The sequence below is a fragment of the Litchfieldella anticariensis FP35 = DSM 16096 genome (assembly GCF_000409775.1).
Lineage (GTDB): Bacteria > Pseudomonadota > Gammaproteobacteria > Pseudomonadales > Halomonadaceae > Litchfieldella > Litchfieldella anticariensis.
Genome location: NZ_KE332391.1, coordinates 165,659 through 191,893, shown reverse-complemented (window position 1 = coordinate 191,893; position 26,235 = coordinate 165,659). Strand labels below are relative to the sequence as shown.

Below are 26,235 nucleotides of genomic sequence, written 5' to 3'. Positions count from 1 at the left end.
CCGTGCACTGAAATCGACAATGCTGGAAAAATTCGTATCCACCGGATGACCCACTTTGATTTCAAGGAGCAATAGGATGGCACAAGCGAATCTCATTCCGCGTATTGGTCTGGGCACCTTCCGTCTCAAGGGACAGGAGGTTATCGATTCCGTGAGTTCCGCGCTGGATCTGGGCTACCGGCATGTCGACACTGCCCAGGCGTATGAGAACGAGGCCGAGGTGGGCAAGGCCATTCGCCAAAGCGGCATTCCACGAGACGAGATATTTCTTACCACCAAGGTTTGGTACGATCGCCTTGAGGGCGACGACCTGATCAGGAGCCTGGAGGAGAGCCTCGATCGACTTGGCACGGACAAGCTCGACCTGGCGTTGATCCACTGGCCGTCACCTGACGATGAAGTGCCTATGGCCGAAACCATTGGAGCGCTCAATCATGCTCGTGAGAAGGGCCTGACCCGACACATTGGTGTTTCCAACTTCACCATCGCCCATATCGATGCGGCATTGAGTGTGTCGGGTGGCGAGCATATCGTCACCAATCAGATCGAGGTGCATCCCTATCTTGCCAACCGCAGGGTAGTCTCGCACTGTGAGGAGAAGGGGTTGCAGGTTACTGGCTATATGCCGCTGGCGGTAGGAAAGGTGATGAAGGATCCTCTGCTGCAGGAAATTGCCGATGCCCATGGCGCGACACCGGCGCAGATAGCCCTTGCGTGGGTTGCCTCACGCGATATCGTGGTGATTCCCTCGTCCACCAAGCCGGAACACCAGCATGCCAACCTGGCAGCCTTGGAACTGGAACTCAGTGACGACGAGATCTCCAGGATTGACGGACTGGATGCCGGCGAGCGCATCGCCGATCCCGAATGGGCACCACAGTGGGATGAATGAATTGACACTGATATAACCGAGATGACGACCAAGATATTGATCAGCGCTTGCCTGCTCGGCAATCCGGTGCGCTACAACGGGTCGAGCAAGGAGATCGACCACCCGCTGCTTGCCCAGTGGCAGCGGGAAGGCCGCTTGGTGCCGATCTGTCCGGAAGTCGTTGGTGGTATGCCCACACCACGTCCACCCGCTGAGATCGAACAGGCAGCCAGCGGGGCAGACGTACTGGAAAGCGAGGTGCGTATCCTCGACGATCAGGGTGATGATGTGACCGCCTCCTTCGTTACCGGAGCCCGGTTGGCGCTGCAACTGGCTCAGCGACATGGTTGTCGCTTCGCTCTGCTCACCGACGGTAGCCCCTCGTGCGGTAGCCGGGAAATCCACGATGGCAGCTTCAGCGGAGTCCGCCATCCCGGTGAAGGTGTCACTACGGCGTTATTGCGTCGCCATGGCATCGAGGTTTTTGCCCACACAGAGGTCGACGTGCTGGCCAAGCATCTCAAGGCTGAAAGTTAGGTGATACTGGCTTAGTGGCTGTCATCGCTCGGCAATACTTCCCCGCTAGCGTCGTAGGCAACGCTAGCTGGGAGGCCTGTGCCATGGCGCGCAACCCGCACCCAATGCTCACCGAAGAAATCGAATTCCTGACGCATCTGGCCAATGGTGATGCACCGGCCAGACAGCGCAAGCGTGAACGCGATCGGAAAGAAAGGCTCAGACTCAAGCATAAGATAAAGCGCATCGACAAACCGTGATGGTGGGTGGCGAAAACCTCCGACTTCCGGGTCTGCCTGAAAGTTGGCTTGACGCCTCGATTCCAGAGGTTACGCTCACAGCTTCACCCTCTTATAGACCCTGCCATGCATCCCCTGAGAGAAATTCTGCACAACGAGCTTCATGCCCGGCCCTCCATTTATTTCAAGGAACCGGCGCATCTGCACCATTTCGCTTTTCTCGATACCGATGGTGTCTGTGACACCATCATTCGCCGTCTTTGTGAGGCAGCCGAGGCCCCATTCGATACGAATGCCGCCCAAGGGATCATCAAGCTAGATGGTCTGACCTTGAAGTGGGAGCGTCACACGGAATTCTTCACTCTTACCATGCTGGCACCCAAGGTCGAAGGCGGTGAATACTGGCCGCAGCCTCCCGTGATGCTGGAGAAAATCGTCGAACAGCATCACGAGGCGTTGATCAATGCCAGCCTGATACTGATCGAATCGGCAACGAGCTGGGCCGGAGACACCAAGGCCTATGGTTTCAAGGACCCGGCCGGCTCACATGTAGGCGGTGGGGACGCGATCGTATGGAGCGACTTTCGACTCACCTCGGAAGGCGTCAATCGCATTCTGGTCGTCAACCATCAGCTCAACGACTATCGGTTGGGCAGGATGACGCGTCGGCTGCTGGAAATCGAGACCTACCGTATGATGGCTTCATTGTCGTTGCCGTTAGCCAAGGAGCTTGGTGCGGAACTCCGGCAGTATGAGAACGAACTCGGCGAACTATCGGATCGCAACGCCGAGAGTCATCTCGAGACTTCGCGGCCACTGCTCGATGCCATTTCCGTGCTTTCGGCGCACCTGGAGCACAGTAGCGCCCGTTCGCGGCAGCGCTTCAGCGCCACTGAGGCCTATGCCAAGATCGTTTTTGCTCGTATCGAGGAACTGCGTGAGACCCGCGTGGAAGATTGCCAGCGCTTGGGCATCTTCATCATGCGGCGTTTCCTACCAACCGTTCGCTACTGTGCAGCGATCAACAAGCGTCAAGTCGGCTTGGCCAAGAGTGTTGCTCAGTTGAATGGCTTGTTGCGAACACGGGCTCAGGTCGAGATCGAGGAGCAGAACTCGGAAATGCTGCAGAGTCTCAACGAGCGCACCAGCAGCCAGCTGAAGCTCCAGAAGACCGTCGAGGGGCTGTCGATCATCGTCATCAGCTACTACATACTAAGCCTCTTCAAGATTTCCCTCGAGGGACTCGAGGCACTTGGCTTGGTGATCGAGCCGCATGTCGCGGCTGCCATCCTGGGGCCGCTTGGCATCTTGATCATTGGCGCGCTGGCTTGGCGCATATGGAAGGTCAAACGCCACTGAGGTGTTCCGTGCCTCATGTATCCTTGGGCTAATGGAATGCGGGAGACATCATGATACGCACCCTACTGGTCACCGCCGATGGTCAATCAGAGACCGGTGGTGAGGAGCTGATCGCACGCTGGAAAGAGGATTCCGATAGCCATATCTGGATCGATCTGCAGGGCGAGCCGATAGCGAGAGAGCGAGCCTTGCTCGAGGATTTTGGCTGTCATCCCCTGGCGATCAGCGATGCGCATCGCGAGCGTCACCCTCCCAAGATCGAGGAATTCGAATCCCACACCCTGATCATCTACCGTGGGATTTCTTCCTTCGATGCCGAGCTGAATTACCAGCCGCAGCAGATCTCCTTTTTTGTCAGCGATCGCTACTTGGTCAGCCTGCATCCTGGCATGGCCATGAGCGTCGACCGCTTGTTAGAAAATGAAGGAAAGTCTCTATTGCGGCGTTCCCCCGAACATGTCGCCTTGAAGATCATGTATACATCCGCAGGTTTCTATCTGGATAGTCTGCTGGAATTCGAGACTCAACTCAGTGATCTGGAAGACGAACTGCAACAAGCCGGCACCGACAAGTTGATGAGGCGGATTACCGGTTATCGGTCGCGGTTGGTGAAGATGCGCCGCATCTTCAATTATCACCAAGGGATCACGCGCGAGTTGATCGCCTACGACTACCGCCACCTGTCGCGTGAGAACGCCGAAACGCTGCATGCCATCAATGACGTCTTCGAGCGTTTTGAACGCCTCTACAGCTTGACCCAGATGTACTATGACATCTGCGGTGACCTAATCGACGGTTACATATCGATCTCAACGCACCAGCTCAATAACACCATGCGTATCCTGACGGTGATCACTGCCATTTTCGTGCCGCTGACCTTTATCGTGGGCATCTATGGCATGAACTTCGAGTACATGCCGGAGCTGGGTTTCAAGTACGCTTATTTCGTCGTAGTGACGTTCATGCTGGGGTTAGGGATTGGGCTGGTGTGGCTATTTCGTCGCAAGGGGTGGATATAGCCGCATCAGCAAACGTGATCGAGTCCATCACTTCATGTCGTGATGGACTCGAGAGGAAGTGTCACTTATTAGCGGTATTCAGGTTTCAGAAAGACCTGACCCTGCTCATAAAGAGCACGACAATCGCTGGCATCGTGGTAGCGGTCTTCCTCGATATTGATGGAATGCACGCTGGGACCCTCGAAGCGTGGATCGTCGCACTCCCCATCGTGACTCCATTCACTGCCGTCGTCGCCCCACTGGATCCCGGAGCTGCTAGAGACAGCAGCGGGGCTGCCGTGCCACTCGGGATCCATTTCGGAGAACTTGACCGTGGCATCCGCCTGCCCACCAGCAAGGGTGCCGACCCAGACGTTGTAGTTGCCCGATGGAGGATTGACCCATTTGATAGCCGGATTGGTACCACTGGATGAGGAGAAATCGTCGTTGCAGTGCCAGTTGCCATCGGCGTCATTGACCACCAGGGTGGTATCGGCCGATGACTCGACATAGACAACGAGCTGGTATTCGCCGGCTTCGAAATTGAAGTCCATGTCGGGGGCCAGACCGTGGACATAGCCAGTACAGTTGGAGCCTGCCTTGGAGGCGGGAGTATTGCCACCCGCGGTGATTTCGAACTGTTGGGGATCCGGTTGGAAACCGGATGACAGGTTGATGGTGTTGTAACGCGGCGCTTCCTGCCAGTCCAAGGCATGAGCAGCAGCAGTACAGTACAGCAATGGAAGGGCCGAAAGGGCGGCCTTGTAGCGAGTCGACATCATTATCTTGGTTCCCTGCGATATAAGTCCGTGTGTCTTGGCACACGACAATTATTATGCTTATAACCAATAATCATGTCAGCATAAGTATAATTTAATTTGACTCTTGGCTTGATTTTCCCTCCGCTTTTTCTAATACCCAGGGTTCCAGTGGCACTTCGTCCTTGCAACTGTCGTCCACTGTCGCTTGAGGATCATCGAGAAAATCCTGAATCATGATCGAGCGGCATTCCGTGACGGGGCTATGCCCCATGGCCTGAAACTCCACGAATTGAAGGTTGGGCATGGTGCGTGCCGCATGTTCGCTCCAGCGTGTCCCGCAACACGGATCCATCTGACCGTGAATCGCCAGTGCTGAAATATCCGAAACCAGTGGGTCGTTATGTTCCTCTGGCACATCTCCGTCGCCGCCCCACCAGGCGCACAACCACGGTGGTTCGAAGCCCAACACAGCGGGTTCACGCTTGACGGCGGCAATCGAATCCTCCGGCGTAGGACGATTGGTGCCCATGTCGTTGCAGACATGGGCCAGGAAGTAACCCAGCGCATAATTGGGGGCGGTAGGCTCAGGGTCATATTGGTCGATCAGGAAGAAATCCCTCAGGCGTGAGTAGTGGCCTTGCTCGATGTCGGAGATCAGGCTTGGCAGCACGGCATAGTCGCTGGCCAGCATCAGGTAGAGGGTGTCGAGAAAGGCCGCTCCGTCGAAGTAGAGCTTCTTCTCACTGCCGTCGATTTCCTGCACGGTGGTGACGAAGGGTTTGGCATCGAGGGCCCGGCGTGCCCTGTCGATTGCCAGGAACCAGGCGGGCAGCATGTCTCGACAGTCCTCGCTCTGCGCTACGCACAAGGCCAGGGTATCGGTGAAGGTCTGCTTGGCGGTGTACAACTCATCCATAGGGGCGCGGTTGCGCAAATTGATGAACCACGGCCAGCCGAGTATCGCGGCGCGCACGCTGTCGGGGTAATACTGGATGTAGGAGAGTACCGTACCGCTACCCGTCGACGAGCCGTAGGCGTCGATCTTGTCGTGATCGAGTAAACGCCGAATCTCATCGACATCCCGACTTACTGAGTAGGAATTGTATTGGGAAACCTCAATCCCCTCTGCTTGTAGCTTTCGATAGCAGTTGGCCACGATACCGGTGATGCTATCCAGGCGTTCCATGGGGTCCAGCGAAGAGGCAATGGCTGGCGTGTGGATGATGTTGTGATAGGGAGATACCGACGCATAGTCGGGGCATTTCAACGCCGGCCTGGCATGAATGAAACCGCGATGATCCATCGTTATCAGCGTGCGGTTGCCGACATCCTTGAGCAGTTGTTCCAGGTACTCGCGGTTGCCTAATGAAGAATAGCCGGGGCCCCCGGGGAAGAAGACGACTGGCACATCGGCGCTGTCTTCCCCTGATGCACCCTTCGTTTCGGGCTCGAACACTGCCACGGGTAACTCGATGATGGTGCCGTTCGGCTCATCCCAATTTTCCTGGCCATAAAAAGTGTAGCACTGCGCTTGTAGCTCGCTGAGTGCCTGCGTTGCGCACTCCGAGGGTTCAAGGCGTGAAACTTGGCCCGATGTCTGGGCGTGGGCGGGCGATGGCCAGAAGACCGCAACGAGCAGGAGTACTGTAAGCGCAAGAGGAACAACGAAGACGTGGTGCTGAGGATATGGAGTGAGTTTCATGGTCAGCCACCGAGGTTTGTTATTGGGCTTGTCCGTGATCGCTGACTTTCAAGCTAGCACTGAGGGGGAGGGGGGCAAGCTGGAGTTTGCAACTACCTCATAAAGAGGCTGAGCCGAATCCTCCCGACATTCGGCTTGCTGTATGAGCCGAATATGGCTAAATGATGGGCGATGCCTTTACTCGTCATGGCCGACGCGGTCATTAAAAGGATGTTGTCATTGAGGGAGGGAGACCTATGTCAATCGATGAATTGCTGGCAGAGTTGGAGCGGAAGGGCGAAGAGAACGATGCCCAAACCACCGAGCGAAGCCGGAAATATCTCAACATTACCCGTGATACCGGCCAATTCCTGGCGGTGCTGCTCAAAGCCATGAAGGCCAGCAAGGTACTGGAAATCGGTACCTCGAATGGCTACTCCACGCTGTGGCTGGCGTCCTCTATCGACGACTCGGGTCGTGTCACCACTGTCGAAGTCTCGTCCGACAAGGTGTGCGAGGCACGCGATAATTTTGCCAGGGCTGGGTTGGCCCACAAGATCCGGCAGATCGAAGGCTCTGCGGCGGGCTATCTGCGGGCACGAGAGACGCGCTTCGATATGGTCTTCCTCGATGCTGAACGTTCGCAATACCTGGACTTCATCGATGATGTGATGGCCGTGCTGAACCCTGGTGGAGTGTTGATATGTGACAATGCCATCTCGCATCAGGCGGAACTGGCCGACTTCATGGCTTATGTCGAAAAACTGGAGGCATTCACGACCTGCCTGGTGCCTGTCGGCAAGGGAGAGTTCGTGGCCTACAAAGAGGCGGAATGAACCTTGATCGCCACGGGTCTGCTACGGTTAAGACTGACGTACCATTGCTGGGTAAAGATGAGGTCTTCACACCATGATCCATGACCCTACTGGACGCATCAGCCTACACCCCAATCCGCAGCGGGTTCGTGTCTGGATCGGTGAGACATTGCTTGCCGATACTCGAGATGCCATCGAGTTGCGCGAGAAAGACTATCCTCCTCGCCAGTACATACCGCGGCAGGATGTCGACATGCAGCACCTGGTCCAGTCAGCGACGGTCACCCACTGCCCATTCAAAGGCGATGCCAGCTATTACTCACTATCGCTGGATGGCGAAACGCTGACCGATGTCGCCTGGAGTTACGAACAGCCATTCGACGCCATGACCGATATTGCCGAGCACTTGGCATTCGATGCTCCTCTTGTGCGTCATTCCTTCGACGATTGACAGCTAACCTCGCCGACAAAACTCACCACGTCTCGTCATCGGTGGCTCGATCGGCACGCGATTCGGGGGCGTACCGGTGAAAGTGTCGTGGGCGCTGCCATAGGAACACGGTCAATATCAGTGGCAGAGAAGAGATGATGGCCAGTGTAGCGAAAGCCCAAGTATAGGCACTGAAATTGTCGCTACTGTCTTGAGTGAGCATGATGACCATGCATACTGCCCCAATGGCACCTCCGATGCGCTGGACGATGTTGACTAGGGTCGTAGCATCACCCATCTCGTTGCTGGTGACTGATGCATAAGCAGCGGCCATGGCGGGCATCTGCGCCAAAGCCACCCCCACGCCTCTGGAGAAAAGGATCAATCCAAGTAGTGCGTCGGAAGGTGCGGTGGGCAATAGGAAGGGAATACTGGTGATGACCAACAACGACGCCCCCATCATGATGACTGGGCCTGCACTGAAGCGATCGGTCAGCATGCCGCTGACGGGAAGGGCCAATGCGGAGCCCAATCCCATGACAAGGAGCATCACCCCGGTCTCCGTCGTGTCCTGGCCCAGCGGAAGCTGAAGATATAACGGCAGAAGCAGGAGTCCACCATACATATTGGCGCCGGTGAGTCCGGCGGTTGCGGTCGCAGCGGCGAAGGTTTTCCGTTTCAGTAACCGTAAGTCGATGAGGGGGGTACTTGTATGCAGCGCATTGAGGACGAAGAGGGCAGCCAGTACGGCTCCAGCGATTACTGAGAGAACCGTGACTGCGGTCGCTCCTGCTGCTCCAATTTCCGTTGCCCCATAGAGCAGCAGAGGAAGTCCGATGGCGAGAAGGGCGAACCCTTTACGATCCAAGGGACGTTCGGTATCCGTCGACCCTGCTGGCACGAGGCCCCGAGAAGCGATGAGCGCGGCAATACCGATAGGAACATTGATCCAGAACAGCCAGCGCCATGAGCCAAGCTCCAGCAACAAGCCACCCATCGCTGGCCCTATGGCGGGGCCCAGGGCAATGACCAGACCGAGCGTGCCCATCAGCCTTCCAAGTTGTTTGGGGTTGGCGGTCGACCCGAGAACGGCTTGCCCGGCCGGAACCATCAAGCCGCCGGCAAGCCCCTGCAAGAACCGGGCGCCGATAAGCGTCAGTGGCCCGGGTGCCAGGGCGCAGAGGATGGATCCGACGACAAAGGCAGCCAGAGCCGATGCCCAGACACGACCATATCCGTATCGGTTGCCGAGCCAGCCTGTCGCGGGGAGAGAGACCGCCAAGGCCAGGAGGTAACCGGTAGCGACCCATTGCACGAGGGAGAGTGTGGAGTCGAAGTCGGCGCGAACGGATTCGAGAGCAAGATTGGCCACCGTGGAGTCGAGCATGGCCATGAACGCGCCTGTTCCACTTACGGCAGCGATCTTCCAGATCTGCACGGGAATGGGGGGAGACGCCGTACCGTGCTGCCTCCTCATGAGAACGAACTTCCATTATTGGTTTTATACACATCGAACTCACTCATGTTTTCTGGACTCCATCCCTAATGAGACAGAATGCACGGTTTCGACTTCCGCTTGAAAAATTTTCCTTTTAATTCAGTTGATTGGTGGCTTTGTGGCAGAACGGGGAGGCGCAAGCTAATTTGAGGTGGCGAGTACGCTTGCATCCTTGGAAGCAACGTCGGATATCGGCATTTCTGATTGTCGATCCGGATTTCTACCATATCCATCATCATCACATGCCCATGAGGATATAGCCATGACGAACCCAGCTCCGGTTCCTCACCTCGCCGTCAATGATGGTGAGGCGGCGATTGCATTTTATGAACGAGCGTTTGGTGCCACATTAGAAGGAAAACATCTTGCTGAGGACGGAAAGAGGTTGATGCATGCCCACCTAAAGCTCGGTGCTGGAGCGATCTATCTACATGACGAATTTCCTGAGATCGGCGATTACGGCAGTGCCAAGGCACCAACTCGGCTTGGTGGCGCGAGCTGCGTCATCCATCTCGACGTACCTGATGCCGATGCTGCCTGGGAGCGGGCAGTCAATGCTGGTGCGGAAGTCGTCATGGAGCTTGACAATCAGTTCTGGGGAATGCGCTATGGCCAGATCAAGGATCCCTTCGGTCATATCTGGTCCATTGGTGGGCCAGTGAAATGAAACATCGCATGATATGAGGTCAAGATGAACAACCTGACGGGTTCGTGTTTGTGTGGAAAAGTCAAAATCCAAGTGCCGGATGAATTCGATTTCATCGGCTACTGTCATTGCTCGGAATGTCGCAAGTGGTCGGGCTCTGCATTCGCGGCTGGTGGTCTCTTCGATGAGAAAGACTTTTCAATCACGGCCGGAGAAGAGTTCGTGTCTCATTACCGAAAGTCCGGGGAGACGGAGCTGGGATTTTGCCGCGACTGTGGGTCGAGCCTGTTTTCCCACAAGCTGAAACGGGGGAAATACATCGTGCGGCTGGGTGTACTCGATGACGTGCCCAGCCAGCGCCCCAATGTCCATATATTCTGTGCATCGAAGGCGCCTTGGTTCGATATCACCGATCAGCTCGCTCACTACGATGAGCTTCCATGAGCGCAACTCCAGCGAGCTCTTCCTGGCCAATGGCTATAGGTGGACATCGAACCGCTTCTGGATCTCCTTGTGTCCTGTGTCCGTCACTGTCAGTGCGCGGCAATCCAGGTCCTTGCGCACCCACTCTCGTTGCTGTGCGGCTTGCAACAGCGCGGCCCCCAAGGCGCCCCCCAAGTGGGGGCGCCGCATGCTCCAGTCCATGCAGGGGTAGGCGAAGCGCCGCCGCCGTTTGCCCGCCGCCTGGGTATCGATCCCCAGCGCAGCCAATTCCCGGTTACCGGTTTCCGTGAGCTGGTAATCCCCTTCCACCTCGGGAGAGCACAACCAGCCCAGCGCGATGAAGCGGTCGTGAAGCAGCACGGCCAGGGTGCCGGCCATATGGTCGTAGCAGGTTCGGGCCAGTTGCAGCCGGTCGGGAGTCGTGGGCGTGAATCGGGGACCATCGGGCGGGGCAATCGCCATCAACGCTTCGAGTGCCCGCGCCACTGTCTGGCTCGCCAGGTGGTAGTAGCGGTGTCTGCCCTGCACGTGCAGACTCACCAGGTGCTGTTCCTTTAGCCGGGCAAGGTGCGCGCTGGCTGTGGAAGGGCTGACCTCGGCGACAATGGCCAGCTCGGTGCTGGTGCGCGCGTGCCCGTCCATCAGGCAACATAGCATGCGTGTCCTGGCGGGTTCAGCGATGGCGGCCGCGATCCGGGAAACCGCGGCATCATGATCGGTGTCATGCATATTTCGATCCCTGGCGAATCGTGACGATTCACCATGTCACATAGTGGTCAGCAGGCAAACCGCCCGGTGAATGGACGTATTCCGTTGTTCACTCATCAATAACGAAGAGGAGATACCATGATCGCCGTCATATTCGAAGCCGTGCCGACACCCACCCAGCGTCAGCGTTACTTCGATATCGCTGCCGAGCTGAAACCGCTACTGGATGACATCGAAGGCTTCATCTCCATCGAACGTTTCCAGAGCCTTAACGACCCTGACAAGTTGCTGTCACTCTCGTTCTGGCGCGATGAGACCGCCATTGAGCAGTGGCGACGCCTGGAGCAACACCGGGCCGCGCAGCGGGCGGGCAGGTCCTCGATATTCGAGAACTACCGACTAAGGATCGCTCATGTCGTGCGTGACTACGGTCGCGACGACCGCGAGCAGGCGCCAATGGATAGCCGCGAGGCTCATGAGCGATAGCGTTGCCATGCTTTCGAGTTAACTGGCAGTTCCAAGGAATCATGAAGCCTCGACCTGGTCTTTGGGAGAGGCTCCGAGACAAGTATATTGCGCTGAATCAGTGCGGGAAGCTTTTTATTCAAGCAAGTCGATATCCACGTCAAGCTTATGCAGTACAGTCACTTTTTCAGACTTCAGTGTCGCTCGCATCCGCTCTCGGCACTTGATTCCTTCTTCTGACCAGTCATGCTCTTTCTTGTAGGTTTCATGATCTGGCCATTGAGCATAAGCGATGAATCTACCGTTTTCATCCCGATGAAGGCGTGAGCCTAAACTGCCAAAATTCGTGTGGATATACTTTGTCGTTTCTTTCCAGGCTTCACGAAACGCGTCTTCTTTTCCTGGGATAACGTCGAATTCCAGAATGATAGCCAGCATCTTCCTGCTCTTTTGAACGTATACATAATTGGAAGCGTTAAACATGTGAGAAACACTGCTTAGGAGTGACGGGCTGTATCTTGAGTCACCTTCCGCAGTTTATAGGTGTTCTTGCCATCGACAAGCCCAGGGTCGAGTTGGTGTATTGCCACCACAGCATGGATCGGTAGATTGGGGATGTCGACTAGAGGTTGCTTCCAGGGGAGTTCATCAGTCGGCTCCAACCACTCGATATTCTCCAAGAAACTGCTTGTGTCGAATTCGATAGCCAATGGCTGCTCATCGGGTACGTAGTATTTCGCCGCTACGTACTCCACGGCTTCGTGAACATTCAAGTGGATGCGGTTTCGTCTCTCGTCGTTTCCGCAGCGTGGGATATGGCCGATTTCTTTGGCTTCTTTCCATGTGTCGGCTTTTACGATCCGATAAAGATTTCTCATCTTGTCCTTCCTTTGACTGAGTTCCCACTTTAGCTCCAATGGGGGCAGCCTGCGAACTCTGGGGACAAGGGGAGTATCGCCAAGACAGGATGGGCTTCGCAAAGCGAAGCCCATTGACTCATGCAGCTACTGGTTGAGGCTTACGAACTGATTTTCCAGATCTGTAACAGTGGTTCCTTGATACCGTTGCGCCTGGCCACATACTCTGCCTCGCGCCTTGCGTTGGCTGCTTGTTCGACACTCATCGGGCCTTCGTCGGGCTCGCGTCGTGCCGTGATGATCGTACGTCCTGTCCAAGAGGCTCTGACGACACCTAGGTGGAAGCGGCCAATTTCAGTGATGTGTTGAGTGTTCATGGGATGCCCTCCGATTTGGGGTGCATGTGCTGGACATTGCTTACCCCCCTGACGCTGCGGCTTTCTTACAACCGGGTCTGTGCCTTTCGACGACAGGCTTACTGAAACGTTAGTACACATTATGTTACATTCAAGGATTATTGAGCGTTCGTATTGACGGGAGGCGTTTCTTGCCGCTATGCGAGCCTGACCCTAGCTTTGGCGAGGGACGGCATTTACCAAGGTACAGGTGGTGGAGGGGGCATGTGTCGAGGAACCATGAAACTCGTCGTCGCCAGTGTCGCCGTGGTGATCGCTGTGCTGCTGCTGGTGAGCTTTGCCATCCCCGTTTCCACCAGGCGAACCGGCGAACTGTCGGCGCCTCCCTTGCCGATCGTGGAGAATGGCCCCGTTGTCCAGATGCCCGAGAGGGTGTGGGTCGACACAGACGCTGCCTGTGGCCACCGCCGCATCACGGATCCGGACGATTGCTTTGCGCTGACGCTACTCGCGCAAGCATCTGACATAGAAATCGTCGGTATCTCGACTGTGTTCTGTAATGCCCCCTGGACGTTACCGATCGCACGACGCGGGATCTGGTGTCCACGCTCAGAGCCGTGGGCACTGAACTCCCGCCCGTCTACCGCGGTGCCAAGGGGCCGGGTGTGGGTGAGCCTGGCGGGACACCGCCGGCTCATGCTGCGCTTCGGCACAGGCATGGGTGAGCACCGACGATCGGCTCCGGAACGTTTGGTTCCATGATCCATTGGCGCTACTTGTCGGATTGCCGGAGGAATCCTCGGCCAACGCGAAAGCTGCTGAGGGTCCGTCGTTTATTGCACCCAACCGGGTTCTCTCATTCACCGACGACTCATGGAGGGGCTTGTTTGACCAGGCCAGCAACTGAACCAGAGTCTGGCAATTCCTCGTAGCGATCTGTTAGCTGTAGCCTAGGGTAGTCGGTGTACCCCTTCGCCCCACCGCCATAGAACGACTCCTCATCCGCCATAGTCCAAGGCACCCCGTGACGGATTCGTTCGACTAAATCTGGATTGGAGATAAAAGGTTTGCCAAAGACGACCCCGTCGGTTGCCCCCGTTCGGATGGCCTGGTTGCCCAAGGCAGCGTCATAGCCGCCAGCGCGGATGACGTGGCCCCGGTAGCGATGGCGTAGCGAAGTCAACAGGGCTTCTGCCTCGTGGTTCTGCCTCGGGTTCGTGAGATGCAGATAGGCCAGATCACGTTCATTGAGCCTGTCGATCATATACGGAAACGTTTCGTGTGGATCGGCGTCATGCATGTCGTTGTAGGTATTCAACGGCGAGAAATGAATGCCTACGCGGCCAGGGTCGCCTATGGCATCTACGACCGCATCCAGCACTTCCAGTGGAAGACGGGCTCGGTTTGCAATTTTCCCGCCGTAAGCGTCATCGCGGTGATTCGTCCCGGAGCTGAGGAACTGGTCCAATAGAAAACCGTTGCCGGCTTGCACCTCGACACCGTCAAAACCTGCATGCATGCAGTTTGCTGCAGCCTGGGCGAAATCTTCCACCAAATGTGGCAGATCGTCGAGTTCCAGTGCGCGGGGCTGGTCGGCCGCTGCGAATCCGGCGTGGCCATTGGCAAACTCCACGTATGCCTTCGCCTCGGCCCTGATCGCCGAGGGTGCGACAGGGGCGGCGGCGTCGGGCTGCAGTAGTCGATGTGATACCCGTCCTACGTGCCATAGCTGCAGGACGATGCGACCGCCCCGGGCATGTACGGCCTCGGTCACCTTTCGCCAGCCATCGATCTGGGCTTTACTGTGAATCCCGGGGGTCCAGGCAAATCCCTGTCCCTGAGCATTGATCTGTGCGCCCTCTGTGATGATGAGGCCAGCACTGGCGCGTTGGGCATAATAGGTGGCATTCAACCCATAGGGCACATTGCCGGGCTGACGAGTTCGCTGTCGGGTCAGGGGAGCCATGATGATGCGATTTGGTAATGACAAACTGCCAAGCTGTATTGGTGCAAGCAAATGCATATAGGGGATTCCATTTTTATTGGATAGGTTCGTTCTGAAGTATGCGCGGGTTAGGCAATCGTCATCACAGTGACGATTCGAGCAAAAAGCAGGTCCAAACCTGCACGCCTGCCCGTCTACTTGTCATCATCTACCTGGCCCCGGCAGGGGTTGGTTTGTGAAGTGGCCCGCTATATATATCCTAGGTGGTGGGAGATATCGGCGGCGGTTTTAAGCACATTGTCCTTCAGCGTGCCGTGAAGATCTTCCATGCAGGGAAGTGATTCATAATCCGAGACATTGATAGCGGCAACAGCGCGCTTGGATGCATCCCGCACCGGTGCTGCAATGCTAATGATGCCGTCACCAATGAATGAACCTGCTATGTATCCCTGTTGCCGTTCTTCTTCGAGACAACGCTTCAATTCGTCCAGGTTGCCAGGTCCACGCTCTGTCAAGGCATGGAAATTGTAATTGTCATCATATAGTTCGGCGAGTTCATCATCCGATAAATCCATTAGCAAGGCTCTGCCGAGAGAAGAAAAATGGGCCGGCAGGCGCGAGCCCACACGGCGGTTACTCGACAGGCGCTGATGGGATGGGGCTCGATATACGTAAAGGACATCGCATCCGTCCAGTAATCCCATATGAGTGCTGGCTCCCACCCTGTCCCTCAGTTCGTCGAGTAAAGGGCCTGCTATTTCGATCAGTTCCTGAGAGTGCAGATAGTCGAAACCCAGTGTCAATACTCGAGGGCCGAGGCTATAGGTTACCGAGTCCTTGCCACGTAGCAGGTAGCCTTCTGTTTCAAGGGTGTAAACCAGCCGAAAGGCGGTCGCACGCGGCAGACCAAGCTCCCGGCCAATTTCGGCAAGACGCATGGTCGGCCGTGATCGGCCAAATAGCCCCAGTACCGCAAGCCCACGGCGAAGCCCCGGCACGATGTAGTTCTGATTGATCCCACCTGTCTTGTCATCCACGTCTGGTCTCTCCATCTGCATCCCGCTCCTGGCGCAAGCACCGACTGGCTCCAAGGGCAAGCATCGGGCAGCCCATCGCCTGAAGCAAGCATCGCTCGGAAATCGGGCCTGTGTATTTGACAACACCAGAATAGTCTACCATAGTTTCGTGTACGAAACATTGTTACGTATATGAATCAATAGTTGAGCCATAGCTGGTTGCTGCGGTGCACCCATATCGCTCGGCTCAGAAACAGGAGAGCTAAGAAATGTCGAACAATTTGCCGAACATCACCGAACCCGCTCGTGAGATTCCTTGCTTGCTTGATGCCGACATCATCGTCGTTGGTGGAGGCACCACGGGGCCGATGGCGGCTTTGGCAGCAGCGCGCCAAGGGCAGCGCGTTGTACTGATCGAGCGTTTCGGGTCGCTCGGGGGCAACATGACGCTGGGCCTGAACACCAAACCGTCAGGAGTCCTGTCGGGCGGCATCCCCCTCGAGCTCTGGAACCTCGCGCGTTCGGTCGGAGGCGTGGGTGCCGACTATGTCGCCACCACCAAGGTGAAAGACGTCAAGATCGCATCGCCCTGCGATCCGGAAATCATGAAAATGCTGCTCACGCGCCTGCTGCATGAAGCGGGGGTGCGGGTGCTCTTCGAGACAGTCGTATCGGCGCCGGTCATGGAGGACAACAAGGTTGCCGGCGTCATCATCGAGGGCAAGGGCGGCCGTCAATATGTGAGTGCCAAGGTAGTCGTCGATTGTTCAGCAGATGCCGACGTCGCGGCCGCTGCTGGTGCACCCTACGTGCTTGGCGATGGCGATGCGCATGCTGTGCAGCCGGTTTCCATGTATTTCACTCTCTCTAACGTGGACGTGAAACGCTTGGCTGAATGGGCCAAGGCCAACCCGGACGAGGTCCCTGCGCGAGCCATACCCGAGAACGATGAGGATCTGGATTACGGCCTGTGGCTGACGGGGTTCAATAATCTGATCAGAGCCTACCAGAAAGAAAAGAACATCAAGCTCCAGCGCGACAACATCACCTTGAAGACGGCCAACGGTGTGCTCTATGTGAACGCCACGCGAGTGCTTGGTGTGGATGGGCTGTCGCCACTGGAGATGAGCGATGCAATGCTCGAGATCTACCGTCAGATAGAGGCCTATACGGCGTTCCTGGTCGAGAAGATCCCCGGGTTCGAGAATGCCCACATCGGACAGATTGCCCCAGTGATCGGTGTGCGTGAAACCCGCCACATACGCGGGGAGTACATGCTGACGGGCAAGGATGTCATCGATTGCGTACCGTTCGAGGACACCATTGCCGCTGATAACTGCGCCATGGACGTGCACGACGTCAAGGGGGCGGATGTGGACTTCCAGGGCCTCGGAGCCTACGAGATCCCCTACCGCTGCCTGGTACCCTTGGACGTGGGTCAACTGCTGGTGGCAGGTCGCTGCATCTCGGCCGACCATGTTGCCCACGGCCGTACCCGTAACATGCCTGCGTGCATGGCCACTGGTCAGGCCGCCGGCGTAGCCGCCGCTGTCGCGGTCGCGTCGGGGACCACCGTCAGGGATGTGGACGTGGCAAAAGTGCAGGAGATACTCCGCAAGATGGACATGCCATTGAAGGCGGAGGAAATCTCTTAAACTTGTGTGGTGACGGCCCCATTGCTCACTGGAAGTTTGTCGAGGTCGTCGCCATCTTATCTCGACAAAACCATACACCGATGCAGCAGCTTTACGTCCACACAGAGGTTGACATGCAGAGACCTGTTGTTTGATAGAAGCGCAGCGAGTGCACAGCAATTGTAGCGTTCGCCAAGTACAACAAGGGGAGGTTAACAAGATGTCGGTTAGCGTACGAAGCGTAACCGCAGTGATGCTGGTCGTTGCCATCTATCACTTCTACATAGCGCTTACGGGCGTTCCCGAGCCCATGATGGTTCGGCCTATCCATGTCAGTGCGCTGATTTTTCTTGGGTTTCTCCTTCTTCCTTTCCGGACCCCTAAAACTGTGGAGGATGGTGCAGAAGAAGCCCCTCATATACCTCACTGGTTTGATTGGGTTCTTGCGATCCTCGGGCTTGTTTCAGCCGTTTATATTCTAAATGATTATGAGCGTATTACCCTGCGCTTGGCCTATCTGGATCCGCTGACCACAGGCGACTGGATTGTGGGCGTGGTTACCATTGGACTTATTATCGAGCTGGCAAGGCGGATAGTGGGCCTGGTGCTTCCGATCATTATCGTGGCATTCGGTGCCTTTACCCTCCTTGGCTCATACTTGCCCGGCGTGCTTCGACATCAAGGGGCAGGCGCCGAGAAATTCCTTGATCATATCTTCCTGACATCGACCGGTGTTTATGGATCGCTTGCTTCACTGTCGCTGTCGATCGTGTTCATGTTCATTGCCTTTGGCGCCTTTCTTCAGGCGGCCGGAGGAGAGCGCCTGCTTTCGCAAATCATCGTGTCCATGACGCGTGGCCGGAAGGGCGGGCCTGGCAAGGCGGCCGTTATTGCCAGCGTGATTTTCGGCGCCTTGACTGGCAGTGGGGCGGCCAATGTCTATGCAACAGGAGCGGTCACGATCCCCTTGATGAAGCGGGCCGGTTATCGTAGAGAGTTCGCGGCGGCTACAGAAGCTTGCGCCTCTCAGCTTGGTCAGCTGCTTCCTCCTGTGATGGGGGCCGCTGCCTTCATCGTTGCCGAGTTCAGCCGTGTCAGCTATGCCTATGTCGCCGTGGCTGCGCTGGTTCCTTCCTTCTTCTATGTCTTTGCACTGTATTTCGCGGTTCATATTGAATCGAATAAAGCGGGAATTGGCGTGTATGAGCCAGAAGGAGAACAGATAAGTCTTGGTGAAGTCCTGTCGCGCTACTGGCACCTGGCCTTGCCTTTGGTGATCCTGATCGTTCTGCTTGTCATGCGATATACGCCATACTTCGCCGCGACGGTAGCGACGCTTTCTGTCATCCCCATCAGCTGGCTACGCCGTGAAACGAGAATGGGGATTCGGGAATTGGTGGATGCGACTGTGTCCACAATGAAGCGTATCGTCTCGATCGGTATCGTATTGGTCTGCGCTGGAATCGGTATCGCGATCCTTGAGATGACGGGCGTTCCTTATCAGATAACAGGGCTTCTTGTAGATCTGAGCGGTGGCTACATGTTTCCGGCACTCTTGATCGTCGGCGCCATGACGATAGTGCTTGGCTTCGGTATGCCAGTAACCGGGGCATTTCTTATCGCATCATTGTTCGGCGCGACTGCACTCATGGAATTCGGTATTGACCCCTTCGTCGCCTACATGATCATTTTCTTGTTCGCCCTGACCGCGAACATTACCCCCCCTGTCTGTGTGGCGACATTCGCGGCAGCGTCGATCGCCGGTTGTAGCTTCACGCGCGCCGGTATGCGTGGTCTCCGCCTCGGTATGCCCGCGTATGTGATTCCGATCGTGATTGCTTATAATCCAACGCTTCTGAATCTTGGAGAACATGGATTCTGGTTCGGTCTCCAGGTCTTCATCAGCACGACTGTCGCAGTCATTGGGCTCGTGGTGTTGATGTCCGATTGGTTCCTTCATCGTCTGAATATGGTGCAGCGAGCACTTCTGGGTGTCTCGCTGTTGGCCATTGTCATGCCAATGCCATGGACGGATGTGCTGGCAGCACTCGCTGTCGGGCTGGTGCTTTCCTGGCAATGGTATGATGCAAGAAAGGTGCATGGTTCGTCCGTGAATGGTTCACCTTGATTTTGTTAAACAATTACAAATCAATTGGAGTTGTTATGAAAAACATTAAATACGCGTCAGCAGCAGCGGGATTGATGGTCGCAGCCGGCATGGCAAGCTCCGACCGGGTAATGGCCCAGGACATTGATATGACAGCCTATGCCGGCTCTGTCGGCGGCCTTTACATGGAGGTCATGTCGGTATGGATATCGGATTGGGAAACGAAAATAGACGGCTTGAACATCTCGGCGGTTTCGGGAGGGGGCACGACCAATCCGTTCCATATATCGAGGGGAGCGCCGAACGAGGCAATAGGTATCACCGATACCATCACCACGGCGGATGCCATGGAGGGCACGGGAGATATCGGTAAACGGGCTCCCGACGGCCTGAAAAACCTGCGGGCCCTGGTGCGCTTCAATGCCCTTAGTCATTCTGCCTTCATGATCCGTGGTAGCGCATTGCCCGATGGGGTAACGACCGTTGGTGAGCTGCTTGATGAAAAGCCTTCACTACGGTGGGCCTTTTTCCAGCGCGGCAATCCCGGTGAACTGACCGCTCGACGTTTCCTGGAAGCGTATGGTGTTAGCATCGAGGACTTGAACGATTGGGGTGGGAGTGTTTCGTATAATCCTCAGGCCGAGCATTCGTCACTGATGATCGATGGGCACGTCGATGTCTCGATGGTGATGACCCGAGCGCCTGCAGCCTTCATGCTGGATATGGACGCTTCGGTCAGGGACCTCGTCTGGCTGAAGATAGAGGAAGATATTGTTGACAAGGTGATCGACAGTTACGGCGGATATATCAAGGTCGACCATCCGGCCGAGTTCTACGATAGCCTGGAAGAACCGTTCGTCACGGCATCGGTAGACCATGTGCTGTTTGTGCATGAGGATATGGATGAAGAGCTTGCCTATCAATTGACAAAGAGTGTATTGGAGAATGCTTCCAATATGCGCAATGCGCTTAAGTCAATGAGCGAATTCTACCCTGAGGAGGTCTGCCATGATACGGGTCGGTTTCCTTTGCATGAGGGGGCCGAGCGTGCCTGTAGCGAGCTCGGTTATTTGTGAAAAAGCAACGTGCGTAGCGAGCGGCGATCGAAGCACGGTCGGTCGCCGCTACCTCTAAACGGACTCTGCCCGGGGAGGAGGATCTCGTCGGTTTATGATAGGTAGCGTCATGAACTGGTGGAATGGCAGTAGCGGTCGGTCGGCACCGTGGCGCTCTTGCCAATATGTGATCCCATTATCGTGGCAACTCGATAGAGGAGACCCAGTTGCGAAATGAAGCCCAGGCAGTCCCAGCCGCGGTGACGAACCGATTTTCTCGGATTTTCCTGCCATTTGCTGCCGGCTATTTCCTCTCCTATCTGTTTCGTAACGTCAACGCCGTGATCGCGAGTGAGTTGGAGACGGATGTTGGCATGAGTGCCGATCAGCTTGGCTTGCTGACGGGGTTCTACTTTCTTGCCTTCGCGTGTTTCCAGTTGCCACTGGGGGTGCTCCTCGACCGTTTTGGTCCGCGTCGTGTGGAGTCGCTTCTGCTGTTGATCGCGGGAGCCGGCTCTCTCACCTTCGCTGCGGGTCAAGAGCTGGCGACGCTGAGCGTTGGTCGGGCTTTGATCGGTGTGGGGGTTTCTGCCTGTTTGATGGCGAGTTTCAAGACCTTCTCGCAATGGTTCGAGCCGCATCGACTCCCCCTCGTCAATGGGTACATGCTGGCTTGTGGTGGGCTTGGCGCGATGAGTGCCACAGCCCCTGTCGAAGCCATACTGGGAGTGACGACTTGGCGAGTACTGTTCGTTGGGCTGGCAATGGCCTGTGTTGTTGTAGCGGCCGTACTGTGGTGGGTAGTACCGGAGAAAACGAACATGACCAAGGCAGAACCGTTGAGACGACAGGTCGCTGCCTTGTTCCACATTCTCCGTAGCTCGGTATTCTGGCGCTTTGCCCCTGCCGCCATGGTGTTTTCCGGTGCGCCTATGGCGATCCAGGGACTCTGGGCGGGACCGTGGCTGCGTGATGTCGCGGAGCTGGACCGTAACGCCGTCGCACAGCATCTGCTGCTGTTGGCACTCGCGACCACCGTTGGCTTTGTCGCTTGGGGAACTTTGGCAGAAAGACTGGGACGGCTCGGTATCAAGCCAATAAAGGTGGCAGGCGCCGGGCTGGTGCTTTTCTTGCTGTCGGTCATGGTGCTGACTTGGCAGCCAACGGGCAATGTACTGCCTGTGTGGTTGATGTTCGGACTATGCGGCACTTCCGGTACGTTGCTGTATACGGTCATTTCTACACAGTTTGAAGTCGCCCTGTTGGGCCGGGTGATCACGGCATTCAACCTAATGGTCTTCCTGGGGGCTTTCTCTCTGCAATGGGGCATCGGCCTCGTCATCGGGTTCTGGGACGCGGGACCCGGGGTGGGATATTTCGCTACGGGATACCAAGTCTGCTTTGGGCTAGTGGTGTGCCTGCAGGGGCTGGCCTTGATTTGGCTGCTCTGGCCACGAGACTCGAGCGTTTCCCGACGCCGACCCGACTACTAGACTTCTAGGGTGTCTGACAATGACGTCTGGGAGGCTAGGCTCATGATCACGCCCCATACCCGTGTATGCCATGAGGAGCGAGGCTTCGAGGCGGTGCTGGTCGAGGCTGACTGGCCCGATGCTCTGCGCCTCAACCGCTTTGTCCGAGGGGAAAGCGATGACTCGCTGATCGGGGCCTTCGACGATTTCCAGCGTTTTCCCCAGTGGATGTGGCGCAACCATGAGGTTCGCGAATTCATCATCTGGTTACGTGATTACAACGCCGGGCGGGCGCACGCCGACAGTGTGGGTTTTCACGGTTTGGATCTCTACAGCCTGCATCGCTCCGACGAGGCGGTCATCGACTACCTGACCCGTGTCGACCCCAGCAGACCGAATTGGCGCGCCGGGGGTACGCCTGTCTCGACCATCGGGGCGACCCCTTCCACTACGGGCGCAAAGAAGAGGCTCACGAGACTTATCCCTTCGGGGTTTGAGCCACACCGTGGTCTCGATTGGGTAGAATGAAATTTGACCAACGGCTTCGACGTGGGTGATGCCCGCCAACCACCATGACAATCGGACTCGACAGCTCGGTGATCTCGACGCATTACTGGCACGCGCTCGATGATGGGCGTATCCAGTGCGATGTTTGTCCGCGTGCTTGCAAACTGCGCGAGGGCCAACGCGGACTATGCTTCGTCCGCGCCCGACAGGGCGATCAGGTGGTGCTCACTTCCTATGGTCGCTCCAGCGGGTTCTGTATCGACCCCATCGAGAAAAAACCGCTCAATCACTTCCTCCCTGGCACCTCGGTACTTTCCTTCGGTACCGCTGGCTGCAATCTTGCCTGCAAGTTCTGCCAGAACTGGGACATGAGTAAGTCGCGGGAGATGGACACCCTAGCCGATGCCGCCAGCCCCGAGACCCTGGCGGAAGCTGCCGTGGCCCAAGGCGCCCATAGCGTTGCCTATACCTACAACGACCCGGTGATCTTCATGGAATACGCCATGGACGTGGCCGACGCCTGCCGCGAGCGTGGTGTGCGTTCGGTGGCCGTTACCGCTGGCTACATCTGTGACGCGCCACGGCGGGAATTCTTTGCCCATATGGACGCGGCCAACGTCGACCTCAAGGCGTTCACCGAGGGCTTCTACCGCAAGATCTGCGGCGGTAGCCTGTCCCCGGTACTGGATACCTTGGAGTATCTGCGTCATGAGACCGATGTCTGGTTCGAGATCACTACGCTGTTGATCCCGGACGAGAATGACTCGCCGCAGGAAATCGAGGCGCTGAGCCGTTGGGTAGTGGAGCGGCTTGGCCCTGACGTGCCGCTACATTTCACCGCCTTTCACCCGGACTGGAAGATGCGCGACAAGCCGCATACCTCTGCCGCCACGCTCAGTCATGCGCGTGAGATTGCCATGTCCAACGGCATCCGCTACGCCTATACGGGAAATGTGCACGATGCAGTCGGTGGCAGCACCTATTGCCACCACTGCCAGGAGCTGCTGATTGGGCGGGACTGGCATGCGCTGTCGAAATGGAATCTCACCGACGATGGCCATTGCCGGTTCTGTGGCACCCGCTGCGCAGGGGTATTTTCCGGCCCGCCCGGACACTGGGGCCGCCGTCGTGTTCCGGTGCACCTTGCACGATAGACGAGATAGAGCCGCCGCGCCTTCCAGGCGCGAAGTTGGAGCGATCAAGAGCGACCGCTGTGCTGTCTCTCTAGGCATTTTGTGCTGCTTATGGCTCGCTTGTCTGTTTCCGCCAGTGGTCGTGGCCCAGGACATGACGCTCCGCGATCAGTGGCTCGAGGAGATCGCTGGCTCACCCTTCGATGAGCCCCTTCAGGTGGCCTCCGAGGAACGACGTTACTCCGTGAGCGGCAGTGTCTATGCCCGCATCCCTCACTCTCTGGAAACGCTAACCCAGGAGCTACGCTCTGCATCGGCGTGGTGCGACATCATGTTTCTGCACCTCAATGTCGAGGCCTGTTTGCATGATGAGAGAAAGGACTCCGACGTGAGCGGCTTGCAAATCCATGTCGGCAGACAGGATTACCAGCCGCTCAGCGAGGCGGAACGTCTCGATCTGAATCTGCGTGTCGTGTCGATGTACGATCAGTATCTCGCCATCGTGGTGGAGGGCGACGAAGGCCCTTACAGCACACGTGCATTCCGTCTGCAATTGCAGGCGATGCCGTATAGTGAACACGAGAGCCTGGTGCACCTGCGCTACTCGCTCGTCTTTGGATGGCCCGCGCGGGTCGCCATGTCGGCCTATTTTGCCTTTGGCGGTCGGGATCGCGTAGGGTTCACTATCGAGGGGTACGGGGCAGATGGAGAACCACGCTATGTGGGGGGTACGCGCGGCATGATCGAACGCAATGTCATGCGCTTCTACCTGGCACTGGCAGTCCATCTCGATACGCGGGCGGTGCCTGAGGCTGAACGACTCGACGAGCGTCTGCGACGTTGGTTTGCGGCAACGGAGCGCTACCCACGTCAACTTCACGAACTGGATGAACAACGCTATCTCGAACAGAAACGACGCGAATATGAACGTCAGGAGGCGTTGCGGAACGAGTGACCCGGCTGGCTCGATCGGTTATGTCACTACGCTACCCGGCCGTGTCTCCCGGTATCGAGATCGTACGCGTCACGTAGCCTAGCCGTGGTCCGCCGATACGCAGCGTGACCTCGCCTTCACCCTCGATGATCCAGCAGACCTTGGCTTGATGTGCGTTGCCGCGTGAGCGCTGAAACCAGGGCATCAGTGACGCATCACCCAGTCCTCGTCCCCAGCCATCCAGGTGGCCCAGCATCTGGCGAGCTTTCTCGGGGGCTTGCAGTCGGCAACCCACGGTACTGGCTTGCACCTCCACGCCCATGTTCCATGGCCGATCCTTGGCGGCATTGAGCCCATGGCTGGGCAAGTAACCGCGATTTTCCACCGTGACCCGTAACTCTCGATAGCCGTCGCCCAGCGGTGTGCAGTGCACGGTCGCGATTGCTAGCCGGGGCAGCAAGGATGCGACACGTAACCAGTAGGCGGTGAGGCTATCGCAAATTTCCGGCAAGACTTCGGGGGGCGGATTCCAGATGCCGATGACTGGCTCCAGTCCCCCGATTTCCAACTCACCCAGTTGTGGATGGTGCAAGGCCCGCCAGGGATGGAACAGACGCTGCTGGTTATGCTCGGCGTCCCACTGTGCCAGCCATTCCATGTCCTCACGCTCGAAGGCGGTGTAGTGCTCCACGAAGCGCTTGGGGCGGGGACGGTCCATACGGTGGAACAGATCCCATAATTCGCACACCTGCGCCAGACAGCCCCGTTGGTGGTAGGCGAATTCAGTGAGGTCGCCATGCAGGGGGGTATCGGGCTGGTAGGTGAATTCCTCGAAGCCACTGACGGTGGGGTAACCGGCAAAGGACCGCCCCCAGGTGGCCAGTTGATGGTAGATGGCCAGATCACTCTGGTCCATGCAGCTATCAGGAGCATCGATCAATGGGCGGATGAACACTCCTCCAAAGGTGTGCAGGTTCAGCCACGCATAGAGGTTCGGGTGGGCAACGGCGAAGTCGATGACGGCGCGTGTCTCGGGTTCGGAGCCGGGGTAGTGGCCGGCACCGGCCTGCTCGGGTTCCGGTTGCCAACTCCAGGGAAAGTTGCGGTTGAAGTCCGGCGTATCTTGTAACCACTGAGGCTCGGGGATCGTCTCGCCATCCCAGTGTTCGATGATCCCTTCGGGGTAAAGCCGCCAATAGGGTGGCGGGTCGTCGACCTCACGCGGCAGCATCAGGCCAGGATACTTGGAAGAGGCGACGAATTCACCGGTCACATCTTCAATACGCAGATAGCGGCAGCGGCCATCGCCATCCAGATCCTGAGCATGCCAATAAGGCTTGTCGGTAGCATCCGGACTCCGCCGCGGTGCAGAACGCACGAAACCGGCTTGCCTGAGTACCTGCTCGGCGCCATCCGGCGAGATGCGTGGGCACACGTAGAACAACACCTCGCGCAGGAAATGGCGAAGGTGCTTGGGCAGGTCGTCGGGCAGGGCAGTTGGCTCGGTGTGCAGGGCCAGCACCGCTTCGGCTATCGCCAGTGCGACGCTGGAACCGGCCAACTCGGTACCATGCATGTTGCCGTCCACCCACACGGCAGGACGGCATCGATCTGGTTCCGGGCCGATGGTCAGTACCCAGACCTCCCGCCCCTCCGGGCTGGTGCCGATACTCTGCAAATGGGCCACATGTGGATAGGCCTGTGCCCACTCCTGAAGTTGCCGGGTCAGCGCCTCGTAACTCAGGTACTGATGCCTGAAACGGCTATTGCGTGCATCCCTTCCCATAT

Annotated in this window: 28 protein-coding genes; 18 read left to right on the top strand and 10 right to left on the bottom strand. The window is 57.1% G+C overall.

Annotated features, from left to right (window positions below; genetic code table 11):
* Positions 1 to 76 precede the first annotated feature (76 nt).
* From dkgB to L861_RS13285, 5 genes are all read left to right on the top strand, one after another.
* The gene (gene dkgB, locus L861_RS13300) at positions 77 to 892 is read left to right on the top strand and encodes a 2,5-didehydrogluconate reductase DkgB (protein WP_016417546.1); all 816 of its coding nucleotides are present in this window, start codon (positions 77 to 79) and stop codon (positions 890 to 892) included.
* 21 nt (positions 893 to 913) lie between these two features.
* Entirely contained in the window at positions 914 to 1,408 is a 495-nt protein-coding gene (locus L861_RS13295; protein ID WP_016417545.1) for a 2-thiouracil desulfurase family protein, read from the top strand.
* Between the two features lie 83 nt (positions 1,409 to 1,491).
* Positions 1,492 to 1,647 (top strand): hypothetical protein, encoded by a 156-nt coding sequence (locus L861_RS24715; RefSeq protein ID WP_016417544.1) that lies wholly within the window; start codon positions 1,492 to 1,494, stop codon positions 1,645 to 1,647.
* 105 nt (positions 1,648 to 1,752) lie between these two features.
* Positions 1,753 to 2,985, top strand: a complete 1,233-nt coding sequence (locus L861_RS13290) for a DUF3422 domain-containing protein (protein WP_016417543.1) — start codon at positions 1,753 to 1,755, stop codon at positions 2,983 to 2,985.
* A 50-nt stretch (positions 2,986 to 3,035) separates the two neighbouring features.
* Positions 3,036 to 4,004 (top strand): magnesium transporter CorA family protein, encoded by a 969-nt coding sequence (locus tag L861_RS13285; protein ID WP_016417542.1) that lies wholly within the window; start codon positions 3,036 to 3,038, stop codon positions 4,002 to 4,004.
* Between the two features lie 68 nt (positions 4,005 to 4,072).
* On the opposite strand, the gene L861_RS13280 is transcribed toward L861_RS13285, so the two are convergent.
* Both L861_RS13280 and L861_RS13275 read right to left on the bottom strand, forming a co-directional pair.
* Complete coding sequence (locus L861_RS13280; RefSeq protein ID WP_016417541.1) at positions 4,073 to 4,765, bottom strand: hypothetical protein; 693 nt, start codon at positions 4,763 to 4,765, stop codon at positions 4,073 to 4,075.
* Positions 4,766 to 4,856: 91 nt separating this feature from the next.
* Positions 4,857 to 6,446, bottom strand: a complete 1,590-nt coding sequence (locus L861_RS13275; protein WP_016417540.1) for an alpha/beta fold hydrolase — start codon at positions 6,444 to 6,446, stop codon at positions 4,857 to 4,859.
* 236 nt (positions 6,447 to 6,682) lie between these two features.
* On the opposite strand from L861_RS13275, the gene L861_RS13270 reads away from it, so the two are divergent.
* Positions 6,683 to 7,261, top strand: coding sequence for an O-methyltransferase (locus tag L861_RS13270; RefSeq protein WP_016417538.1), 579 nt, complete (start codon positions 6,683 to 6,685; stop codon positions 7,259 to 7,261).
* A gap of 73 nt (positions 7,262 to 7,334) precedes the next feature.
* Entirely contained in the window at positions 7,335 to 7,691 is a 357-nt protein-coding gene (locus L861_RS13265) for a DUF427 domain-containing protein (protein WP_016417537.1), read from the top strand.
* A gap of 22 nt (positions 7,692 to 7,713) precedes the next feature.
* Here the strand turns inward: L861_RS13265 and L861_RS13260 are convergent, their stop codons facing one another.
* Positions 7,714 to 9,147: a DHA2 family efflux MFS transporter permease subunit gene (locus tag L861_RS13260; protein ID WP_021029192.1), complete on the bottom strand. Its 1,434-nt coding sequence runs from the start codon at positions 9,145 to 9,147 to the stop codon at positions 7,714 to 7,716.
* Positions 9,148 to 9,430: 283 nt separating this feature from the next.
* Between L861_RS13260 and L861_RS13255 the strand changes: the two genes are divergently transcribed.
* Positions 9,431 to 9,835: a VOC family protein gene (locus L861_RS13255; RefSeq protein WP_016417535.1), complete on the top strand. Its 405-nt coding sequence runs from the start codon at positions 9,431 to 9,433 to the stop codon at positions 9,833 to 9,835.
* A 24-nt stretch (positions 9,836 to 9,859) separates the two neighbouring features.
* Complete coding sequence (locus tag L861_RS13250; protein WP_016417534.1) at positions 9,860 to 10,258, top strand: GFA family protein; 399 nt, start codon at positions 9,860 to 9,862, stop codon at positions 10,256 to 10,258.
* Positions 10,259 to 10,291: 33 nt separating this feature from the next.
* Here the strand turns inward: L861_RS13250 and L861_RS13245 are convergent, their stop codons facing one another.
* Entirely contained in the window at positions 10,292 to 10,987 is a 696-nt protein-coding gene (locus L861_RS13245) for an ArsR/SmtB family transcription factor (RefSeq protein ID WP_016417533.1), read from the bottom strand.
* Positions 10,988 to 11,104: 117 nt separating this feature from the next.
* On the opposite strand from L861_RS13245, the gene L861_RS13240 reads away from it, so the two are divergent.
* The gene (locus tag L861_RS13240) at positions 11,105 to 11,452 is read left to right on the top strand and encodes an antibiotic biosynthesis monooxygenase family protein (protein WP_016417532.1); all 348 of its coding nucleotides are present in this window, start codon (positions 11,105 to 11,107) and stop codon (positions 11,450 to 11,452) included.
* Between the two features lie 114 nt (positions 11,453 to 11,566).
* Here L861_RS13240 and L861_RS13235 read toward each other — a convergent pair whose 3' ends face one another.
* The 3 genes from L861_RS13235 to L861_RS13225 all read right to left on the bottom strand — a co-directional run bounded on the left by L861_RS13235 (position 11,567) and on the right by L861_RS13225 (position 12,665).
* Positions 11,567 to 11,869 (bottom strand): antibiotic biosynthesis monooxygenase family protein, encoded by a 303-nt coding sequence (locus tag L861_RS13235; RefSeq protein ID WP_016417531.1) that lies wholly within the window; start codon positions 11,867 to 11,869, stop codon positions 11,567 to 11,569.
* Between the two features lie 59 nt (positions 11,870 to 11,928).
* Complete coding sequence (locus tag L861_RS13230) at positions 11,929 to 12,309, bottom strand: DUF952 domain-containing protein (RefSeq protein WP_016417530.1); 381 nt, start codon at positions 12,307 to 12,309, stop codon at positions 11,929 to 11,931.
* A 140-nt stretch (positions 12,310 to 12,449) separates the two neighbouring features.
* Positions 12,450 to 12,665, bottom strand: coding sequence for a hypothetical protein (locus tag L861_RS13225; protein WP_016417529.1), 216 nt, complete (start codon positions 12,663 to 12,665; stop codon positions 12,450 to 12,452).
* A gap of 258 nt (positions 12,666 to 12,923) precedes the next feature.
* Here L861_RS13225 and L861_RS13220 point away from each other — a divergent pair, with 258 nt between their 5' ends.
* A complete protein-coding gene (locus L861_RS13220; protein WP_016417528.1) occupies positions 12,924 to 13,406 on the top strand; it encodes a hypothetical protein in 483 nt (160 codons plus the stop codon).
* Between the two features lie 109 nt (positions 13,407 to 13,515).
* On the opposite strand, the gene L861_RS13215 is transcribed toward L861_RS13220, so the two are convergent.
* Positions 13,516 to 14,667, bottom strand: a complete 1,152-nt coding sequence (locus L861_RS13215; RefSeq protein ID WP_016417527.1) for an alkene reductase — start codon at positions 14,665 to 14,667, stop codon at positions 13,516 to 13,518.
* Between the two features lie 170 nt (positions 14,668 to 14,837).
* Positions 14,838 to 15,626, bottom strand: coding sequence for an IclR family transcriptional regulator (locus tag L861_RS13210; protein WP_027947627.1), 789 nt, complete (start codon positions 15,624 to 15,626; stop codon positions 14,838 to 14,840).
* A gap of 248 nt (positions 15,627 to 15,874) precedes the next feature.
* On the opposite strand from L861_RS13210, the gene L861_RS13205 reads away from it, so the two are divergent.
* The 7 genes from L861_RS13205 to L861_RS13175 all read left to right on the top strand — a co-directional run bounded on the left by L861_RS13205 (position 15,875) and on the right by L861_RS13175 (position 24,468).
* Entirely contained in the window at positions 15,875 to 17,260 is a 1,386-nt protein-coding gene (locus tag L861_RS13205; protein WP_016417525.1) for an FAD-dependent oxidoreductase, read from the top strand.
* A gap of 199 nt (positions 17,261 to 17,459) precedes the next feature.
* Positions 17,460 to 19,367 carry a TRAP transporter permease gene (locus tag L861_RS13200; RefSeq protein WP_016417524.1) on the top strand — a complete coding sequence of 636 codons (1,908 nt, stop codon included), beginning with the start codon at positions 17,460 to 17,462 and terminating at the stop codon, positions 19,365 to 19,367.
* Positions 19,368 to 19,402: 35 nt separating this feature from the next.
* Positions 19,403 to 20,422, top strand: coding sequence for a TAXI family TRAP transporter solute-binding subunit (locus tag L861_RS13195; RefSeq protein ID WP_081645858.1), 1,020 nt, complete (start codon positions 19,403 to 19,405; stop codon positions 20,420 to 20,422).
* A gap of 206 nt (positions 20,423 to 20,628) precedes the next feature.
* Positions 20,629 to 21,894 (top strand): MFS transporter, encoded by a 1,266-nt coding sequence (locus tag L861_RS13190; protein ID WP_016417522.1) that lies wholly within the window; start codon positions 20,629 to 20,631, stop codon positions 21,892 to 21,894.
* 42 nt (positions 21,895 to 21,936) lie between these two features.
* Positions 21,937 to 22,401 carry an erythromycin esterase family protein gene (locus L861_RS13185; protein WP_021029190.1) on the top strand — a complete coding sequence of 155 codons (465 nt, stop codon included), beginning with the start codon at positions 21,937 to 21,939 and terminating at the stop codon, positions 22,399 to 22,401.
* A 44-nt stretch (positions 22,402 to 22,445) separates the two neighbouring features.
* Entirely contained in the window at positions 22,446 to 23,534 is a 1,089-nt protein-coding gene (amrS, locus tag L861_RS13180) for an AmmeMemoRadiSam system radical SAM enzyme (protein WP_016417521.1), read from the top strand.
* 133 nt (positions 23,535 to 23,667) lie between these two features.
* Positions 23,668 to 24,468 carry a hypothetical protein gene (locus tag L861_RS13175; protein WP_016417520.1) on the top strand — a complete coding sequence of 267 codons (801 nt, stop codon included), beginning with the start codon at positions 23,668 to 23,670 and terminating at the stop codon, positions 24,466 to 24,468.
* Positions 24,469 to 24,499: 31 nt separating this feature from the next.
* Here the strand turns inward: L861_RS13175 and L861_RS13170 are convergent, their stop codons facing one another.
* Positions 24,500 to 26,233: a M14 family metallopeptidase gene (locus tag L861_RS13170; protein ID WP_016417519.1), complete on the bottom strand. Its 1,734-nt coding sequence runs from the start codon at positions 26,231 to 26,233 to the stop codon at positions 24,500 to 24,502.
* Positions 26,234 to 26,235: the final 2 nt, after the last annotated feature.

Bases quoted from the DNA above. Each gene is read 5' to 3' on its own strand.
- L861_RS13235 (WP_016417531.1), bottom strand. From the start codon at position 11,869: ATGCTGGCTATCATTCTGGAATTCGACGTTATCCCAGGAAAAGAAGAC.
- L861_RS13275 (WP_016417540.1), bottom strand. From the start codon at position 6,446: ATGAAACTCACTCCATATCCTCAGCACCACGTCTTCGTTGTTCCTCTT.
- L861_RS13290 (WP_016417543.1), top strand. From the start codon at position 1,753: ATGCATCCCCTGAGAGAAATTCTGCACAACGAGCTTCATGCCCGGCCC.
- L861_RS13220 (WP_016417528.1), top strand. From the start codon at position 12,924: ATGAAACTCGTCGTCGCCAGTGTCGCCGTGGTGATCGCTGTGCTGCTG.
- L861_RS13265 (WP_016417537.1), top strand. From the start codon at position 7,335: ATGATCCATGACCCTACTGGACGCATCAGCCTACACCCCAATCCGCAG.
- L861_RS13240 (WP_016417532.1), top strand. From the start codon at position 11,105: ATGATCGCCGTCATATTCGAAGCCGTGCCGACACCCACCCAGCGTCAG.
- L861_RS13185 (WP_021029190.1), top strand. From the start codon at position 21,937: ATGATCACGCCCCATACCCGTGTATGCCATGAGGAGCGAGGCTTCGAG.
- L861_RS13285 (WP_016417542.1), top strand. From the start codon at position 3,036: ATGATACGCACCCTACTGGTCACCGCCGATGGTCAATCAGAGACCGGT.
- L861_RS13280 (WP_016417541.1), bottom strand. From the start codon at position 4,765: ATGATGTCGACTCGCTACAAGGCCGCCCTTTCGGCCCTTCCATTGCTG.
- L861_RS13260 (WP_021029192.1), bottom strand. From the start codon at position 9,147: ATGAGGAGGCAGCACGGTACGGCGTCTCCCCCCATTCCCGTGCAGATC.
- L861_RS24715 (WP_016417544.1), top strand. From the start codon at position 1,492: ATGGCGCGCAACCCGCACCCAATGCTCACCGAAGAAATCGAATTCCTG.
- L861_RS13230 (WP_016417530.1), bottom strand. From the start codon at position 12,309: ATGAGAAATCTTTATCGGATCGTAAAAGCCGACACATGGAAAGAAGCC.
- L861_RS13175 (WP_016417520.1), top strand. From the start codon at position 23,668: ATGACGCTCCGCGATCAGTGGCTCGAGGAGATCGCTGGCTCACCCTTC.
- dkgB (WP_016417546.1), top strand. From the start codon at position 77: ATGGCACAAGCGAATCTCATTCCGCGTATTGGTCTGGGCACCTTCCGT.
- L861_RS13270 (WP_016417538.1), top strand. From the start codon at position 6,683: ATGTCAATCGATGAATTGCTGGCAGAGTTGGAGCGGAAGGGCGAAGAG.
- L861_RS13205 (WP_016417525.1), top strand. From the start codon at position 15,875: ATGTCGAACAATTTGCCGAACATCACCGAACCCGCTCGTGAGATTCCT.
- L861_RS13170 (WP_016417519.1), bottom strand. From the start codon at position 26,233: ATGGGAAGGGATGCACGCAATAGCCGTTTCAGGCATCAGTACCTGAGT.
- L861_RS13295 (WP_016417545.1), top strand. From the start codon at position 914: ATGACGACCAAGATATTGATCAGCGCTTGCCTGCTCGGCAATCCGGTG.
- L861_RS13255 (WP_016417535.1), top strand. From the start codon at position 9,431: ATGACGAACCCAGCTCCGGTTCCTCACCTCGCCGTCAATGATGGTGAG.
- L861_RS13225 (WP_016417529.1), bottom strand. From the start codon at position 12,665: ATGAACACTCAACACATCACTGAAATTGGCCGCTTCCACCTAGGTGTC.
- L861_RS13245 (WP_016417533.1), bottom strand. From the start codon at position 10,987: ATGCATGACACCGATCATGATGCCGCGGTTTCCCGGATCGCGGCCGCC.
- L861_RS13250 (WP_016417534.1), top strand. From the start codon at position 9,860: ATGAACAACCTGACGGGTTCGTGTTTGTGTGGAAAAGTCAAAATCCAA.
- L861_RS13195 (WP_081645858.1), top strand. From the start codon at position 19,403: ATGAAAAACATTAAATACGCGTCAGCAGCAGCGGGATTGATGGTCGCA.
- L861_RS13200 (WP_016417524.1), top strand. From the start codon at position 17,460: ATGTCGGTTAGCGTACGAAGCGTAACCGCAGTGATGCTGGTCGTTGCC.
- amrS (WP_016417521.1), top strand. From the start codon at position 22,446: ATGACAATCGGACTCGACAGCTCGGTGATCTCGACGCATTACTGGCAC.
- L861_RS13215 (WP_016417527.1), bottom strand. From the start codon at position 14,667: ATGCATTTGCTTGCACCAATACAGCTTGGCAGTTTGTCATTACCAAAT.